This is a genomic window from Shouchella clausii (assembly GCF_002250115.1).
GTDB classification, from domain to species: Bacteria; Bacillota; Bacilli; order Bacillales; family Bacillaceae_D; genus Shouchella; species Shouchella clausii.
On the sequence record NZ_CP019985.1, the window covers coordinates 1,504,567 to 1,519,904 of the forward strand.

Annotated in this window: 12 protein-coding genes and 1 pseudogene; 7 read left to right on the forward strand and 6 right to left on the reverse strand. The window is 44.4% G+C overall.

The window, feature by feature from the left end; all coding sequences use genetic code 11:
- Positions 1-90 precede the first annotated feature (90 nt).
- The 3 genes from BC8716_RS07245 (at position 91) to BC8716_RS07255 (ending at position 4,138) form a co-directional block, all read left to right on the forward strand.
- On the forward strand, positions 91-1,701 hold the full coding sequence (locus BC8716_RS07245; RefSeq protein WP_094424513.1) for an ATP-binding protein: 1,611 nt from the start codon (positions 91-93) through the stop codon (positions 1,699-1,701).
- Entirely contained in the window at positions 1,694-2,392 is a 699-nt protein-coding gene (locus BC8716_RS07250) for a response regulator (RefSeq protein ID WP_257392290.1), read from the forward strand. The genes BC8716_RS07245 and BC8716_RS07250 overlap by 8 nt, the downstream gene beginning before the upstream one ends.
- A gap of 72 nt (positions 2,393-2,464) precedes the next feature.
- Positions 2,465-4,138, forward strand: a complete 1,674-nt coding sequence (locus tag BC8716_RS07255) for an SLC13 family permease (RefSeq protein ID WP_094424515.1) — start codon at positions 2,465-2,467, stop codon at positions 4,136-4,138.
- A 241-nt stretch (positions 4,139-4,379) separates the two neighbouring features.
- Here BC8716_RS07255 and BC8716_RS07260 read toward each other — a convergent pair whose 3' ends face one another.
- Complete coding sequence (locus BC8716_RS07260; protein WP_063608932.1) at positions 4,380-5,435, reverse strand: acyl-CoA dehydrogenase family protein; 1,056 nt, start codon at positions 5,433-5,435, stop codon at positions 4,380-4,382.
- 26 nt (positions 5,436-5,461) lie between these two features.
- The gene (locus BC8716_RS07265; protein ID WP_063608933.1) at positions 5,462-5,983 is read right to left on the reverse strand and encodes a DUF4242 domain-containing protein; all 522 of its coding nucleotides are present in this window, start codon (positions 5,981-5,983) and stop codon (positions 5,462-5,464) included.
- 122 nt (positions 5,984-6,105) lie between these two features.
- Here BC8716_RS07265 and BC8716_RS07270 point away from each other — a divergent pair, with 122 nt between their 5' ends.
- On the forward strand, positions 6,106-6,537 hold the full coding sequence (locus tag BC8716_RS07270) for a winged helix-turn-helix transcriptional regulator (RefSeq protein ID WP_063608978.1): 432 nt from the start codon (positions 6,106-6,108) through the stop codon (positions 6,535-6,537).
- A 17-nt stretch (positions 6,538-6,554) separates the two neighbouring features.
- Here the strand turns inward: BC8716_RS07270 and BC8716_RS07275 are convergent, their stop codons facing one another.
- From BC8716_RS07275 to BC8716_RS07285, 3 genes are read right to left on the reverse strand one after another with little or no spacing between them, the layout of a single operon-like run.
- On the reverse strand, positions 6,555-7,313 hold the full coding sequence (locus BC8716_RS07275; RefSeq protein ID WP_094424516.1) for an ABC transporter permease: 759 nt from the start codon (positions 7,311-7,313) through the stop codon (positions 6,555-6,557).
- Complete coding sequence (locus BC8716_RS07280; RefSeq protein WP_094424517.1) at positions 7,314-8,258, reverse strand: ABC transporter substrate-binding protein; 945 nt, start codon at positions 8,256-8,258, stop codon at positions 7,314-7,316.
- Between the two features lie 22 nt (positions 8,259-8,280).
- Positions 8,281-9,078, reverse strand: coding sequence for an ABC transporter ATP-binding protein (locus BC8716_RS07285; RefSeq protein WP_406550684.1), 798 nt, complete (start codon positions 9,076-9,078; stop codon positions 8,281-8,283).
- Between the two features lie 392 nt (positions 9,079-9,470).
- On the opposite strand from BC8716_RS07285, the gene BC8716_RS07290 reads away from it, so the two are divergent.
- The 3 genes from BC8716_RS07290 (at position 9,471) to BC8716_RS07300 (ending at position 12,931) form a co-directional block, all read left to right on the forward strand.
- Positions 9,471-10,133, forward strand: a complete 663-nt coding sequence (locus BC8716_RS07290) for an ATP-binding cassette domain-containing protein (protein ID WP_063608936.1) — start codon at positions 9,471-9,473, stop codon at positions 10,131-10,133.
- A complete protein-coding gene (locus BC8716_RS07295) occupies positions 10,127-12,241 on the forward strand; it encodes an ABC transporter permease family protein (protein WP_094424518.1) in 2,115 nt (704 codons plus the stop codon). The genes BC8716_RS07290 and BC8716_RS07295 overlap by 7 nt, the downstream gene beginning before the upstream one ends.
- Before the next feature lie 81 nt (positions 12,242-12,322).
- Complete coding sequence (locus BC8716_RS07300; RefSeq protein ID WP_094424519.1) at positions 12,323-12,931, forward strand: hypothetical protein; 609 nt, start codon at positions 12,323-12,325, stop codon at positions 12,929-12,931.
- 139 nt (positions 12,932-13,070) lie between these two features.
- On the opposite strand, the pseudogene BC8716_RS07305 reads toward BC8716_RS07300, so the two are convergent.
- Positions 13,071-15,166 (reverse strand): annotated as a pseudogene (locus BC8716_RS07305) (ATP-binding response regulator); the annotation flags it as partial.
- Between the last annotated feature and the right edge of the window lie 172 nt (positions 15,167-15,338).

Sequence of the window (15,338 nt, forward strand, 5' to 3'; positions counted from 1 at the left end):
AGTATACCACTTCACATGAGGACTTTTTTTGCTTTCATTTGCGCAAAAGCTTGTTATCATAGTACTACTGTATGAAAAGGAGTGCCTGCCATGAAAGGGTATAAGCGCCTGCCGCTAAAAGGGCAGATTATGCTGTTTAGCGGTTTAATTGTACTCGTTTCGATTTTGATTCTGAGCGCATTTGTGGCCAATAGCCAAGCGACTGGCGCGCGAGAACATTTGGCGGAAAAAGTGCGCATTAGTGCAAGCCATATTGCCCATAGTGAGATGGCTAAGGCTGCTCTTGTGGCCGGAGAAACCAATGACGAGCTGAAAGCTTACGTAGAAACGGTTCGGGAAGAAAATGACCTCCAGTATATCGTCGTAATGGATAACGATCGTATCCGTTATACACATCCTGTAGCAGAACGAATCGGCCAAACATTTGTTGGCGAAGACGCCGCTGATGTATTTGACGGCCATCGCTACACATCAGAAGGGGAGGGGACGCTTGGGCCGTCAATGCGTGCTTTTGAACCTGTCTGGGACGAGGCAGGCAATCAAATTGGCGCCGTTTCTGTCGGCATTTCGACTGAGGCCATCGCCGCAGCGGTAAAGGATAGCCAATCGATGCTCATATGGAGCGTGTTTTGCAGTTTGCTCATTGGCATTGTCGGTGCTTCGATGTTAGGGCAAAGCATTAAAAAAACACTTAACGGGTTGGAGCCTGCGGAAATTGCTTTAGCTGTCGAGGAACGTAATTCAATGCTTGAAGCAGTTGATCAAGGCATTTTGGCGATCAACAACGATGGCGAAGTGCTCTTGGCCAATGATGCGGCGAAACAATTTTTGCGGCGTACTGGGTATCATGGAGAGTTTGATGGCGTGCCAATCGACCGTATTTGGCCTGAGCTTAAGCTACAAGAGGCGTTGACGGCGACAAGCGCATTCTCTAGTGAGCCGATTAAGAAAGGCGATGTGGAAACGGTGGCGACACGCGTGCCGATGTATGTAGCTGAAAAATGTGTTGGCGCCCTTGCGACTTTTAATGAGCGGAGCCACTTAGATGACGTAATGAGACGCCTTGCTGGCGCTGAAGTGTATGCCCATAGTTTGCGTAGCGAAACACATGAGTTTATGAATAAGCTCCATATCATCCATGCCATGGTAGAAACGGAGTCGTACGAAGAATTAACAAACTATATTGAAGAATTATCTGAACGGTACCATAAACGGACAGCAAGTGCAGCGAGCCAAGTAGAACAGCTAGTAGAGGATGTCAGCATTGCCCACTATTTAGCCCAAAAAATTGGCTGGATTGAACAAATGGGCGTGTCTGTGCAAGTGCAAAGCGGTACACCGTGGCCAAGCATGAATACCGCTCTAACAGACGTCTGGGTAACGGTCATTGGCAACACGTTTGACAATGCATGGGAAGCGATGCAACACAAAGATGAAAAAAAACTGACAGTGACGCTTAAACAAGCAGGTGGCGTGCTCCGCTATGTGATTGAAGACAATGGCATCGGTTTTTCACCGACTGAACAGGAGGCGTCACAGCGTTCTACGAAAGGTGGCGACCGTGGTTACGGTCTTGCGAATATTAGAGAAAAATTGAAGCCGTTTCATGGCACGATCGACATTTTGTCGGAAAAAGGAGAAGGTACGATTGTCACGATCCATATTCCTTATGGAGAAAAAGGAGAGAACAGCCATGATTAAAGTAGCGGTGATTGAAGATGATATCGATGTAGCAAGGTTTCACCGTCTTTTCTTAAGCAAAGTAGCCGGTTTTGAATTAATTGGAGAAGCCCACACGCTTGAACAAGGCATTCACTTGATCCAAAAACAAAAACCAGATCTGCTTTTGCTTGATGTGTTTGTCGGCCAGGAAAATGGCCTCGATGTATTAAAACGCATCCGCGCGGAAGACACGAATACGGATGTGATTCTAATTACATCCGCTAATGATGCAAAGACTGTGCAAACGGGTTCCCGATACGGCGTTGTCGATTATTTGATCAAGCCCTTTTCATTTGCCCGCTTTCAAGAAGCGTTAAACCGTTACCGTGCTAGCCAGCTAGACGCCAATGTATCCTTTACACAGCAAGATGTGGACAGGCTTCTTCATAAAGGCGGGCAGCGAAAAGTGTACGCGTTGCCTAAAGGCATTGCCAAGGAAACGGCTATTCGCGTACTGAGCTGCCTGATTGAAGCAGACGACTGGCTTGCCGCTGCAGAACTGGAAGCGCGCACGGAAATCTCCCATGTGTCGTTGCGTAAATACATGCGTTTCTTTGAAGAAGAACAGTTGGTTGAAAAAGAGCTCGTTTACCAAAGTTCCGGCAGGCCCTTGCAAACGTATAAAGCAAGTCCAGAAGCAGCCTTGTTTTTAAAAGCTAGTTTCATTTAATTAAAAAAACTAGACGGAGCCCCCTCTCTTATGGAAAAATAAGAAAACGCTTTCAGACTAGGGGTGATCATCATGAAACAAGCTTTATCAATCACATGGGACCGCTTATGGCAGCAACATACAAGAACCAAAAGCGCGCTTAATGTTTTTTCATATGCCCAAAAAGGGAGCAGTGCATTAAAACGAGAAGCGGCTGAGTATGAACAGGCAAAGCAAAGCAACGGGGGCCAGCCAGAGCCAAAAGAAAAAAAGCCTTATTCCCGGGCTCAGCTTGTCGGCCTTTTATTAGGTCCGCTCTTGTTTTTCCTGACGCTAATGTTCTTTCATCCAGAAGGACTGCCAACAGAAGGGCGCCATGTGCTTGCGGTCACATTATGGATTGCCACATGGTGGATGACGGAAGCGATCCCGATTCCAGCGACATCGCTTCTGCCATTAATTTTACTGCCGATCACAGGGGCAATGGAAGGCTCCGCTGTTGCTTCATCTTACGGAAATGACATTATCTTTTTATTCTTAGGTGGATTTTTTATCGCAACAGCAATGGAAAAATGGAATTTGCATAAACGCATTGCCCTCTTCATCATTGCCGTCATTGGTACGAGCACGCAGCGGATTTTGCTCGGCTTTATGGCAGCAACCGCGTTTTTGTCGATGTGGGTGTCAAACACAGCTGCTGTTATGATGATGGTGCCAATGGCACTTGCCATTACAGCGCAAGTCGTCGAAACACTAAAAGGGCAAAAAGAAGGGCGCGAGCTGCCTAAATTTGAGAAAGCAATGCTTTTTGGCGTCGGCTATGCTGGCACGATTGGTGGTTTTGCAACTTTAATTGGAACGCCGCCGACGATTATTTTTGCCGGCCAAGTGAGAGAGCTGTTTGGCATTGAAGTCTCGTTTGCTTCATGGATGCTGTTTGCCACGCCATTAATGCTTGTTGTTTTACTATTTACATGGTTTTATTTAGGCAGAATTGCCTTTAAAACAAAAATCAAAGAGCTGCCAGGCGGGAGAGAAGTGATTCAATCCGAAAGAAGCAAGCTTGGCCGCATTTCTTATGAAGAAGGCATCGTCGCTTGCGTGTTTGCCTTTGCCGCCTTTATGTGGATCACTAAAGATTTCTTCTGGAGCGGCGATAACGCAATGATTTTCCAACTTCCAGGGATTTCAGATGGCATGGTGGCGATCATGGCAACCATGTTCTTGTTCTTAATTCCTGGAAAAGCAAGCGCTCGCATTCTTGATTGGGCCGATTCAAGAGACATTCCATGGGGCGTGTTGCTCTTGTTTGGCGGCGGTTTGGCGATTGCAGCCGGTTTCCAATCAAGTGGTTTGTCCGTGTGGCTTGGCGAACAATTGACGGTGCTAGATGGCCTCCATATGTTGCTCATTATCGGTGGCGCAACGTTGCTTATTATGATGTTGACAGAAATCACATCGAACACGGCGACGGCGACAATGATCATGCCGATCGTCGCTTCGTTGGCAGTGGCGATCAATGTTCATCCATTTGCATTGATGGCGCCATGTGCGATTGCAGCAAACTGTGCATTCATGCTGCCAGTCGGAACGCCGCCGAATGCGATTATTTTCGGCACAGGCAAGGTGAAAATTATTGAAATGGTGCGAGCTGGTTTTTGGCTCAATGTCTTCTCAACGATTCTCATCGTGCTCGCTGTCTACATGTACTTGCCAATCGTCTTTGACATCGATTTAAGCGTTTTTCCAGATAGCTTGAGAGACTGATAATAACACTTGCCCGCCTGTGCATGCACAGGCGGGCAATAATGATTGCAGCTGGAGCCAGTATACCCCTCGATTGGGAGAGAGAAACGAGCGAATCATCTCGTTTTTTTGTTTGAGGTATGCATGGCCCCCTTTAGGGAAGGAGTCAAATTGGCTGTAATAAGGCATTTAATTTAGTTAACCAAATCCGATGGGCGAAGACAAAATAATGGCGGTTTGACGCTAAGTCTATAATAGACGACTATATGCTTCCTTCATTTCCAAGTAATTTTTCTAAATGTCTTACTGTCGGCGTTAAATTGACCATAAAATAAGCTTCCCGCAACCGCCGCGAAGAGTTGCTCCATTTTAAGTATGCAGGTCCCCCTACATGCAGCATTTCAGTCTGGCACGTTTCCAATGCTGTGTAAACGGATTTAAGCCGAATAGCTGCGATCTCCGCTGTATTTGAAGGGATGTGTTTGGTGACAGTTAGCAATTGACTTTTTACCTGGTTGATTTTAGAAAGGAGCTGCTCCGGATTTGGCCGTAAATATGAATTGCATCCAAACTGACGGCTCTGCGCCTTCTGTATAGCTGCGATCGAAGCTTGAGCTACGCCGAGGCCAAGTGGGATTTGATACGCTAAAAAATAAGGGCGGATATACGGTATAAATTGATCGGCGTCTTCCGCGATAAGAAAACGAGAAGGAACAAATACCCGATTAAATCGGCAGGCATATGTTCCACTACCATTAATACCTAAATAGTCGGATTTGTCTTTTAGTGATAACCCGTCAAAATGAGTATTTACCATCAACATGACTCTTCGCTTGCCCTCTGCTAAGGCAACTATGGCGAATAAATGATCCTCGCCAAGATTCGAAACCGAAGGAAGGGCACCGGAAACCAGATACCCTCCCTCTGTTTTTTCCGCTGTCAAATGCAGCTTCTCCAGTCCCCCGTAATATTTCATTGGGTTTGATAAACCGGTGCCTGCCAACTGTTCAACGTTCTCCAAACGACTAAGAAGTTCAGCTTGGAGAGGCGCATTGCTTGTATGGCGGATGTACGTAATCGCAGCCAACTGACACCAAACAAGAAAGCCTGTTGTCATACAGTACGATGAGATTTGCTCCACCACTTCTATTTCCTCTTGTAAACGTTGTTGGGGAGACTTTCCTTTTGATTTGAAATATCCATATCCGCCAAGCTGTTTTAGAAAACGACCAGGGTATTTGCCCTTATCAATTGCTTTGACGTTCGGCAACAATTCCTGTTCAAGTAAACTGGTAAGCTCTTTTTCATCGAACTGCATAAAACATGCTCCTTTTTTCGTCGTCTTTATTCAGAAATACGAGTGATGGCATCAATTGGCGCCTTAACCACTTTTCGTGCACGTTTGACAGCTTCATCATCAGGAGCGTCATAAAAGCAGAGGCATTTAGACATATCTTCACAAACATAGGTGCGTGAAAACTTAACTTCAGGCACTTCCGCATAGTGAACCGAATTGGCTTTTTTTCGAGCAAGATATTGGTCCATCGTTAAATCTTTTGGTAAGTTCCACTCCACCAAATAGTTAATTTTTTCACGTTGTTTTTTTACGTCTTCCAGCTCTTGTCCGACAATACGGATTTCTTTTGTTAGAAGCGGTTTTAAACTTTTTTCCTTTAAGGATTGATCCAAGGCGGGCTGTTCGTTTGCTTCAATAATGAAAAAAGCACGATGAAAGTCAGCTGCTACTTGGACCTCGATCAATTCGCCCTCATTCAACGTTGTCTTTAAATGTTCAACTGCCTTTTCAAATGCCTCTTTGGTTTGCAAGCTCTCATCAATGGTGGTTTCTACTAAAAATAAGCCCATATGCGGTGTAACTCCTTTCTTTTGGTTGTAATAATTTTATTATACTAAGTATAAAAAATCAACTTAGTATAAGTTATGTTATAATATCCGAAACCACCGAGTGAAAGGAAGTCTTATCTGTGATAAAAGAACGCTACAAACTGCCGTGTAATATTGCCCAGACACTAAACCTAGTGGGAGATCGTTGGACATTGCTTATTCTTCATGAAATCATGCTTGGCCAGTCAACATTTAACGATATTAAAAATCATTTAGAAGGGATTTCTGCCAAGTTGTTATCAGATCGGCTCAAATATTTGGAAGAAGTAGATTTAATTACATCCAATCTGTATTCGAGTCATCCACCGCGCTATGAGTATGTATTAACGGAAGCAGGCGATGATCTTGAACCCGTGTTTTACTCTTTGCTTTTATGGGGAAGAAAACATCTAGACCGCTGCTATAAAAAGCTTGTTCACACGGAATGCGGGGCTGATATTGACATGCTTTACTACTGTCCTTCTTGCCAAAAGACCGTCCAAAAAGACGAAATGCACACCGAAGCCGTAGATTGAATCATTTACGGCTTTTGTCAATAAACTCCTCCCCACTGTTTTAAGATTGCCCGTTCAATAGAGCCCACGCCCTTATCAAGTGCCAAACCTAACAAGCCAATAAAAACAATACCTGCCACGACAAAATCTAAATCAAGGGCGTTTCGGGAATCAATGATTAAATAGCCTAAACCGGACTGGGCTCCTACCATTTCGCCTGCTACCAGAAAAATCCATGCCGTGCCGACTGCGATATGAAGCCCGTTGGCAATGGAAGGAAAGGAAGCTGGAAAAATGACTTTCCATAGCAATGTTGGCCCCCGGATTTCTAAATTGATTGCTGTTTTTAAATAGTTATCTGGAACTTTGCGCACTGCTGAGACGGTCGTAAGCAAGACTGGGAAGAAAGCAGCGATAAAAATAATGGCAATCGCCGGTATATTTCCAATGCCAAACCATAGAACAATAAAAGGCGTCCATGCAACGGGCGCAACGGGCCTCAGGACTTGGACAATAGGATCAGCAACCGCCCAAACTTTAGGCGTTCTCCCAAGAATCAACCCCAGTATGATACCAGTAAGGACAGCAGTTATATAGCCTATAAAAAAACGGAAGAGGCTAACTTGGAGGTGGGTAAAGAGCGTACCATCCTCAATTAGAGAAAAAATGGCTCTCCCAACCGCTAACGGGGAGGGGAGTAGAGCTTCTTGATACCCCCCAATCCATATCACCAGTTGCCAGGCGCCTATAACGAACACAAATGAAATCAAACCAGCTCCAATTTTTGATTTTAGCATTTAGTTTCTCCCTTCTAGGTAACTGGTATCGATAAAATCTTCATAAGCAGGGGGATCCTCTGACAATCCTAACTCCAGCATGCGTCGCCTAAGAAGTTCATAGTCTTGTTCCTCAATCATTAAATCATCATAAGAAATCCATTCTAGAGATAGCTCCAATACGTCTTCATCTATATTTAGATAATCCATATGGACGTCATAATGGCTATGCTCTTCGAGGGCAAGCCCTCCTTTGGCATAATTTGTGATGAGTTTTTGCGCAAGCTCCGGATATGTTTCAAGGAAATCCTGCCTTAATACAAGGGCGCAGCATAGCGAATCGGGCCAAAGCTCTTCGGACTGATAAAGCACGTGCCCTGCATTTAAATGAACCCCCAACGCGCCAAAAGGCTCTGCCACAATATAACCGGATATGCGCCCCTCGCTTAAGGCGGAAGGCATTTCTGGAGGAGGCAATTCCACAACATTGACCGCTTCATAGGCAAGGTTCGAGGCCTGCAGCATATCGTCCAGTAATATATTGTGGGAAGACAAAGTATGAGGGATCGCTACTGTTTTGCCGACTAAATCCTCCGTTTTTTGAATATCATCTCCGACAACTACCGCATTGCCATCTTTGTGCCCTAACGCAACTGCTTTTAAATCAATGCCTTTCTCATGGGCTTTCATAGCGAGTTCAATTAAGACGGTTGCCCCGTCAATTCTACCTGTATTAAGGGCGTCCATCAGATCAATCCAGGAGCCAAATCGTACAAGTTCTACGTGTTCATTGTCATCTAACTCTTCTGGATGTGCATGGGCATAATACAGTGGGGCTGCATGGGTTATAGGCAAATATCCAATTTTTATCGTTTTTTCTTCCGAGGTTGAGGGAAGATTCTGACAAGAAGCCAATGAACTGGCACTCGCCATTAATACAAAACCAATTTTCCAAATGCGCTTCATCGTACTCTCCTATATTAAAAATTTATATAGTGAAGTCTATATCTGCTTTCTTTGCCGTTAGGGAGAAGGATTCAAAAATCCGCCGCCTATATGTTTGAAAATCACTGTGGCTCCGGTCTCTTGGGCGTCCAAGCTCAATTGGTATGATTGTCTTGATCCGCCCAGGGTGTTTATCTAAAATGACAATTCGATCCGATAAATAAACGGCTTCATCAATATCATGAGTCACTAGCAAAATCGTCGTTTTTGCTTGTTCTTGAATTCGCAATAATTCGTCCTGCAAAAAATAACGGTTAAAGGCATCTAGCGCAGCAAAAGGTTCATCCATTAAAATCAATTCAGGTTGAATCGCAAGTGCTCTGGCGATTGCCACCCGCTGTTTCATGCCCCCTGATAATTGCTTTGGAAACTGATGGCGGTGTTGATCCAACCCTACTATTTTTAAATAAGATCTTGCCCTTTCTTCCCGGTCTTTTTTAGACAACGACATGGATTCCAGTCCAATTTCAACATTTTTTAAAACGGTCCGCCATGGAAGCAGGCCGTAATTCTGAAAGAGCATGACAGCTTTTTTGTTTGGCGTTTGGACAGGTTTGTTTGCCACAAACACTTGTCCTTCTGTCGGTGTTAAAAACCCCCCTACTAAATTGAGGAGTGTACTTTTCCCGCAGCCGCTTTCACCAAGAAGAGAAATCATTTCCCCTTTTTTAACGATCAGTGAAATATTATCAAGAATCGTGTTCATGCCTGATTTTCCAGGAAATGCTTTGCCTACATTGCGCATCTCAATTAATGTTGGTATTTCTGAAACCTCCTTCAAAAGAACACCTCCAAAAAAGGGAACAATACCCCTTTAATCCTATGAAATTACTTTGTAATTAAATTTAATATACTTAGTTAATAAAAGCAACCTAAAAATAAAAAACGACAGAAACTTTTCCTTGTGGGACGGTACGTAATGTTCGTTTTCTCTTATCACACTATTTGTAAATTCTTGGTCTTTTTCTCTTAAGCACCAGTAAAACTTGTTTTTTAAATCTTTTAGAAGGCGGGCTTCACCTTGCGTAAAAAGCAACTAAGCATTGGTAGGGTCATGCGTTTATATACGTTTAGCAACGTTTATTTTTCAAATAGTGGTTCAATTGTTTAAAATGAAACTAGGAAAACGGCTTTTTCCATGGCAAAATAGAGAAGTGGAGAGGAGGCCGCCAGTTGAAGCATATTGAGCTGGAGAAAGTGACAGTTGGATTTGGACGGGGGAAAAGACGCCGTCAAGTACTGAAAAGCCTTTCCTTGCGTGTGGGACGAGGCGAATGTTTGGCGATTTTTGGCAGCGAAGGCGCAGGAAAGTCGACGCTGTTTGCAATCATTGCTGGTCTTTTAGAGCTAGACGAAGGAGAAGCAGTCGTAGGAACATACAACTTAACGAATTGCAGCACGGAAGAAAAAGCCCTCATGCGCCGTGAGGAAATCGGCGTCTATAGCGAGGAAGCACCATTGCTCGCTGAATTAACTGTACAAGAAAACATCGCCTTTTTAGCTGCGTTGCAACAAAAAAAGCGCAACAAAGCGTGGCTTAAAGAAGTTGCTGGCCATTTTGGCGTTTCTCCGTTATTGGCACTTCCTACCAAAGAACTAGGGCATTATGATTGTCAGGCAGTTCGCCTTGCCCGGGCGGCTGCTGCTGAGCCAGCTGTCTTTTTAGTAGATGGCCCAATTGACCTGGAGTTGTTCCAAAAACTTCAGCAATGGGCGAGAAAACGTCAGCAAACGATTTTATTTGCGACGAGTTCGTATGAAGAGGCACTGTGGGCTCCTCATATCGTCGAGCTGGATAATGGCGCTATTCGTGAATGGGGAGGCAGCAAATGCTAATACATAGGCTATGGAAAGTGATTTGGCTTAACATAAAGCACCATAAAAAAACACTGCTTTTCCCATTGATGGGGGCGATGTTTGCATGTGCCGCTTTCGTCTGGCTATTTTTAATGCTACAACAAATGAATGCCAATTATAAGCAAAACGAAGCATTGCAACTTGGCTATACATACGACTTTTCGATTAATCAAGCTTCTCCAGAAACAATGGCCCAAGTCGGTGCTTTGCCAGAAGTGCATGAAACATGGAGGAGCATGACAACTACAGGTTGGAAAACAGTCGCTGGAGAAACGATAGAAGTATTGATGTTTGATCAGCCAAAGTTTGTAGAAACGGGCCCTTATTATTTTACCAATCGTTCACCTGTTCAAAAGGGAGAAATTGCGCTAGAGCACGATTTTGTTTCCGTCCATTTTCCAGACATTCAATACGGAGACAAAGTTGAATTGATCGACAGCGACGGCAACAGTCATTCCTACACCTTTGTCAGCCTGTTTTACGGGATGTCGGAAGAGGTGTTATTAATTGAAGACATCGACGAAACTGCCGACATTTACATTCGGGCAAATACCGACGATAAGACTAAAGTAAGAAATGATCTCGAAGCGCGGACTGGCAAGACCGTCCGGCAAAATATTGACACGCAATCCGGTTTATTTTACATCGAAGGGCTAACTGCTGCTTCTTTCCAACAACTACGATTTGCTGGCTATAGTTTGCTTATTGGCGCGGCAGCGATGTTTATCGCGTTTTGGCTCATAACGATGAAACGTTTGGGCTTGGCGCTTCGAACAGTGGCCCGAACAGTTGTCTATTTAGGGTACTCTCCTAAAAGGCTAAATCGGCAATTGGTCGTTACTAGCGGGGTGCTAGCGATCATTTTAGCTGTCTTCTCTACGCTTTTGGCGCTGACGGCATTCCATCTGTTTGGCTTTGCTTTAGCAGAAGACTTGGCGACACGGTTATCACTTTATATAGGTGTTGCCCAATTGGCTTATATCCCGGTTTCCCTTCGCTTTACTTTGCTGGCAATGGCCATTCTTCTACTTTTGGCCGTAGTGCTTGGAAGAAGCATGCTTATCGCTCGTGCGCTAGCCGATTCTAAACCATACCGGAATCTACCGTACCCAGCAAAAGGGGGATTGGTAGTAGTCGCTTTATCAGCGGCAATTGCTTTTCTTGCCATTTCACCTTATCAGCAACTGACCGAACAGATAGACAAGCTGCAGCAGGAGCGGGAAGCGCTTTATGGTTGGACTGATGAGGAAGGACACATATGGCCGTTTGTCCACTTGCAAGCGCCTAAGAAGCAGGCTGACCAGTTTCTGGAACAGCTAAGCGCCGATGGTTTTTCGTTTGTGACGTTAACGAAACAAGGCAATTATCTGATTGCCGAGGAAAGCGAAACAAGTTATTCGGAAATCTATGTAGACTTGTTAGCCGTTCCAGATCAGCACTGGGAAATGGTTTTGTCGCTGCTGGACGTGACACCGTTGCTGTCAGTAGACGACATGAAGGCCAGCAACGGAGCCGTCATTATTGGCAGCGATCTAAGCCACGCGTATATGATTGATCAGACAGTCAAGTTAGTGCCGTGGGAGGAGGAAACAGGCGAGAGAACGTTAGCTGACGGGGTTGATTTTCATGTGATGGGCACAGCCAAAAAAGATTTTCAACGTTTAGGCAGTTATTCGTTCTTAATCCCTGCATCTTTAGCAGCGCAACTTGATGTAAAAATAGATACGTTTACGGAAGAGGAGATTGTGTATCCACTGGAAACCGAAGCAGCAAAAATCAGTGCCCATTTGCGAGAAATGACTGCCTCTTATCCGTTCGCGAACGTATATGATGAAGAGCCTTTTTGGACAATGGCTGCCGACAATCCTCCTGTTTCGACGTACTATTTCTTGATAATTGCCCTGTTTCCTTTTGTATTGGCTTTATGCTGGGCACTTTTTCGTATAAACACTTCTTGGCAAATGCAATTATGGCTGCGGCTGCTGATTGTCGTGGTGCTGATTGGTGTCGGCGCAGGTGCAGGCTGGGGGGCAAGCCAACTATTCCTATCATTTGGTTATCCAAGCATGACTGAATGGAGTAATTGATTCGTTTCTCCGTTTGCAGAGAGTGTAGATATACCCAAAGATCCCTTTTAAAAAATTAAGTTGGCAAAAGGAGATGTCCTTATGATAAAGAAACAAGCGGTTTTATTGCTATCTGCCCTGTTGGTAACGGCTTGCAGCCAAGCAGAAGCGAATCAGTTGGAGCCTAAACAACTTTCTGAAATCGAACAACGTTATTTGCAAGTTGGTAACAGCCATTCATTTGTGTATGAAGTTTCTCGTTTCGACCCAGAGGCGACGACACTATCATTCAAGCTCCAAGCCTATGAAAATGGCGAACGCTCAGAAGAGTGGACACGAGAGATTTATTCGATGCACGCAGAGGAAGGCGAGGGGTTGTTTTCAGGATGGGAAGAAATGATTGTAACGATTGACAGCCCTAGGCTTTACGAAGAGGAAGGCGAGATGGCGATATACGAAGCTAGGTTTATGCTTATCGAAGAATCAGGGTCTATGGAAAGCAGTCAACGGATGGAGCTCCCAAATCCGAAAGATGACACGTTTACAAGTATAGCCAATACAACGCTTGATTTTGAGAAAGAAGGGCAAAACCTTGTCGTTTTCTTTAATGGAGAGGAAGTGTCTTCTGGCCCAGCGGGAACGGAAGAAGGGGTAGCGCAAATTATTGAGGCGTGTGAATATGTATTTGTATTTCGGTTGGAATGGGAATAGACGGGGAAGGGGAGCGTTCATACAGACGATGCGTGCCGTTGATCGCATTCTTTTTCTTCCGGTTACACCTTAAAGCAGAGCATGGCGGATCTTATCCCTAGTTAGGGCCGCCATGCTAGTAAAGTTGTGAAGTTTCGTTTTATCTATTTCTGTGCTTTACATGAAACGATACCTTTGTTCCTTTGCCTTTTTCACTATCAATTTGAAGCCCCGTGCCGAAGTGCCGTTTTAACCGCTGGTCCGTATTAATTAATCCAACCCCTGAACGGCTAGCGGCTTTTCTCTCTAAAATCCGTTGCTGTTGAACGTCGTCCATTCCGACTCCATCATCTTCTACTGATACGATGGCATGCGTTTTATTGTTAGAAACTTGAATAAGAACCTTTCCGCCATGAGGGCGTTTCATAATGCCGTGCCTAATCGCATTTTCCACTAAAGGTTGAATGGAAAGAAACGGGACTTTTATGTCGCTATCTTCTACTTTCCAATCAATTTCCAGCCTCTCTTCAAATCGGACTTTTTCAATATAAAGATAGGAGCGCACCAGGCTAAGCTCTTCCTCAATCGGAACGAGTTCATCCATATTTTGAAATTGGAATTTGGCGCGCAAAAAGTCGCTAAATTCCTGTAGCAAATCATGCATTTTATCCAGGTCGGTTTCACTTAAAGCTGCTACCGCATTTAAGGCATTGAATAAAAAGTGTGGTTGTATTTGTGCTTGCAGCCATGCCGCTTCCAACCGCAATTGTTCCTGAACCATTTGTTTGATCGTCGTTAGTGCCTCAATCCGTGCTCTTAATTCTAGCGCTTTGACTGGTTTTGTCACATAGTCGTTGGCCCCGGCTAAGAAGCCACTTTGAATATCTTTCGATTGGCTTCTAGATGTAAGGAGCAACACAGGGAGCTCAAACAGTGTGAACCGCTTACGGATCATCCGGGTTAGCTCGTAACCAGACATCTGTGGCATCATCGTATCCGAGATAACGAGATCCCACTCCTGGGCATCTAACATCGCCAACGCCTCTTTGCCGCTCGTTACCATTGTTACATCATAATCTTCTGGTGATAGTATCCCTTCAAGTACTTGGAGATTGGCTGGATCGTCATCAACCATTAGTATACGTGGGCGGCCACGATTGATTTCGCTTAAACTAGCTTGCGTCGTAGCTAACTGGGCTTCGACTTCTTTCATATAGAGTGGCTTCTTTTCCAGGGTTGGCACGAATGGCAATGACGACTGTTCGAATGTGTGATGAATCCTCTTGTCTTGCTCGTCTTTCAATTCAGCTAATTTTAATGAAAATGTAAATGTTGAGCCTTCTCCTAAAGTAGATGACACTTCTAATGTGCCTCCATGAAGCTCAACTAATTGCTTACTTATGCTTAGACCTAGCCCAAAACCCCCTTCAATCATGGTCTCATTCGCACTTGCTTGCTCGTACGGACGAAATAGGCGCTTAAGGATGTCCTCGTCCATGCCAATTCCTGTATCGGAAATCACAATAAAAGCATTTTCGTTCTCCTTAAAAGCTCGGACGGAAATAACCCCTTCATCCGTATATTTGACCGCATTATGCAATAAATTGTAAACAATTTGAACGAGCCGACTTTCATCAGCGATGACAGGCGGGAAGTCTTCAGCAATTTGATTGACCATTTTAATAGGCTTGACTTCCGTGCTGTATTGCAGCATGTCAAGGACGCCAGTGACAATAGGTTGAATCGCTATCGCTTTTTTCTGTAGACGTAGGGATCCTTCTTGCAGGCTCATCATGTCAATCAAATCGTTCAAACGCAATGTCAGCCGATGTCCGATTGACAAAACGGTTTCAAGCTCTTTAATGCTTCTTTCCTGTAACATATGCCGTTCTCTCTTTAAAACGGATTGGGACATGTTAAGGATTCCATGGAGCGGATTCTTAAATTCCTCTGACATGTTTGCCAAAAATTGATCTCTGTATTCATTCATCTTATGCAGTGTTGCCGCATGCTTTTATGTTCTAGTATGCATGTGAAGTCATCCTTAAACCAGATAGAGACAGCACTACCCATTAAATCAATCAAATCGAACGGATAGTACACAATGCCAAACCGCTTTCCCGAACGAGTGTTCAAAGGGACTAGCGCAGCAGCGCAAGATATAGAAGTCAGTAGTAAAAGAGGGCCCTTTCTATGATTGAAAATCCTTTTAACAATTGATATTGCCATGCTCACGTTGGAAACAAGAATGAACAGAACAATATGTTTTCCTAGGAAGGGCAAAGCCGCTTTTGGCAAATACCCTACTCTGGCATCCAGTAAATCAGGATTGGCCCCTTCCACAACAGGAAGCCTCCTTTCCAGATTAGAAATATCCGATGCCGCATAAGCATCGCCTTGTCCGGCGAAAAACCTTTTTTGTCGCAAA

Bases quoted from the DNA above. Each gene is read 5' to 3' on its own strand.
- BC8716_RS07245 (WP_094424513.1), top strand. From the start codon at position 91: ATGAAAGGGTATAAGCGCCTGCCGCTAAAAGGGCAGATTATGCTGTTT.
- BC8716_RS07250 (WP_257392290.1), top strand. From the start codon at position 1,694: ATGATTAAAGTAGCGGTGATTGAAGATGATATCGATGTAGCAAGGTTT.
- BC8716_RS07255 (WP_094424515.1), top strand. From the start codon at position 2,465: ATGAAACAAGCTTTATCAATCACATGGGACCGCTTATGGCAGCAACAT.
- BC8716_RS07260 (WP_063608932.1), bottom strand. From the start codon at position 5,435: ATGCAGTTCGATGAAAAAGAGCTTACCAGTTTACTTGAACAGGAATTG.
- BC8716_RS07265 (WP_063608933.1), bottom strand. From the start codon at position 5,983: ATGGGCTTATTTTTAGTAGAAACCACCATTGATGAGAGCTTGCAAACC.
- BC8716_RS07275 (WP_094424516.1), bottom strand. From the start codon at position 7,313: ATGCTAAAATCAAAAATTGGAGCTGGTTTGATTTCATTTGTGTTCGTT.
- BC8716_RS07280 (WP_094424517.1), bottom strand. From the start codon at position 8,258: ATGAAGCGCATTTGGAAAATTGGTTTTGTATTAATGGCGAGTGCCAGT.
- BC8716_RS07295 (WP_094424518.1), top strand. From the start codon at position 10,127: ATGCTAATACATAGGCTATGGAAAGTGATTTGGCTTAACATAAAGCAC.
- BC8716_RS07300 (WP_094424519.1), top strand. From the start codon at position 12,323: ATGATAAAGAAACAAGCGGTTTTATTGCTATCTGCCCTGTTGGTAACG.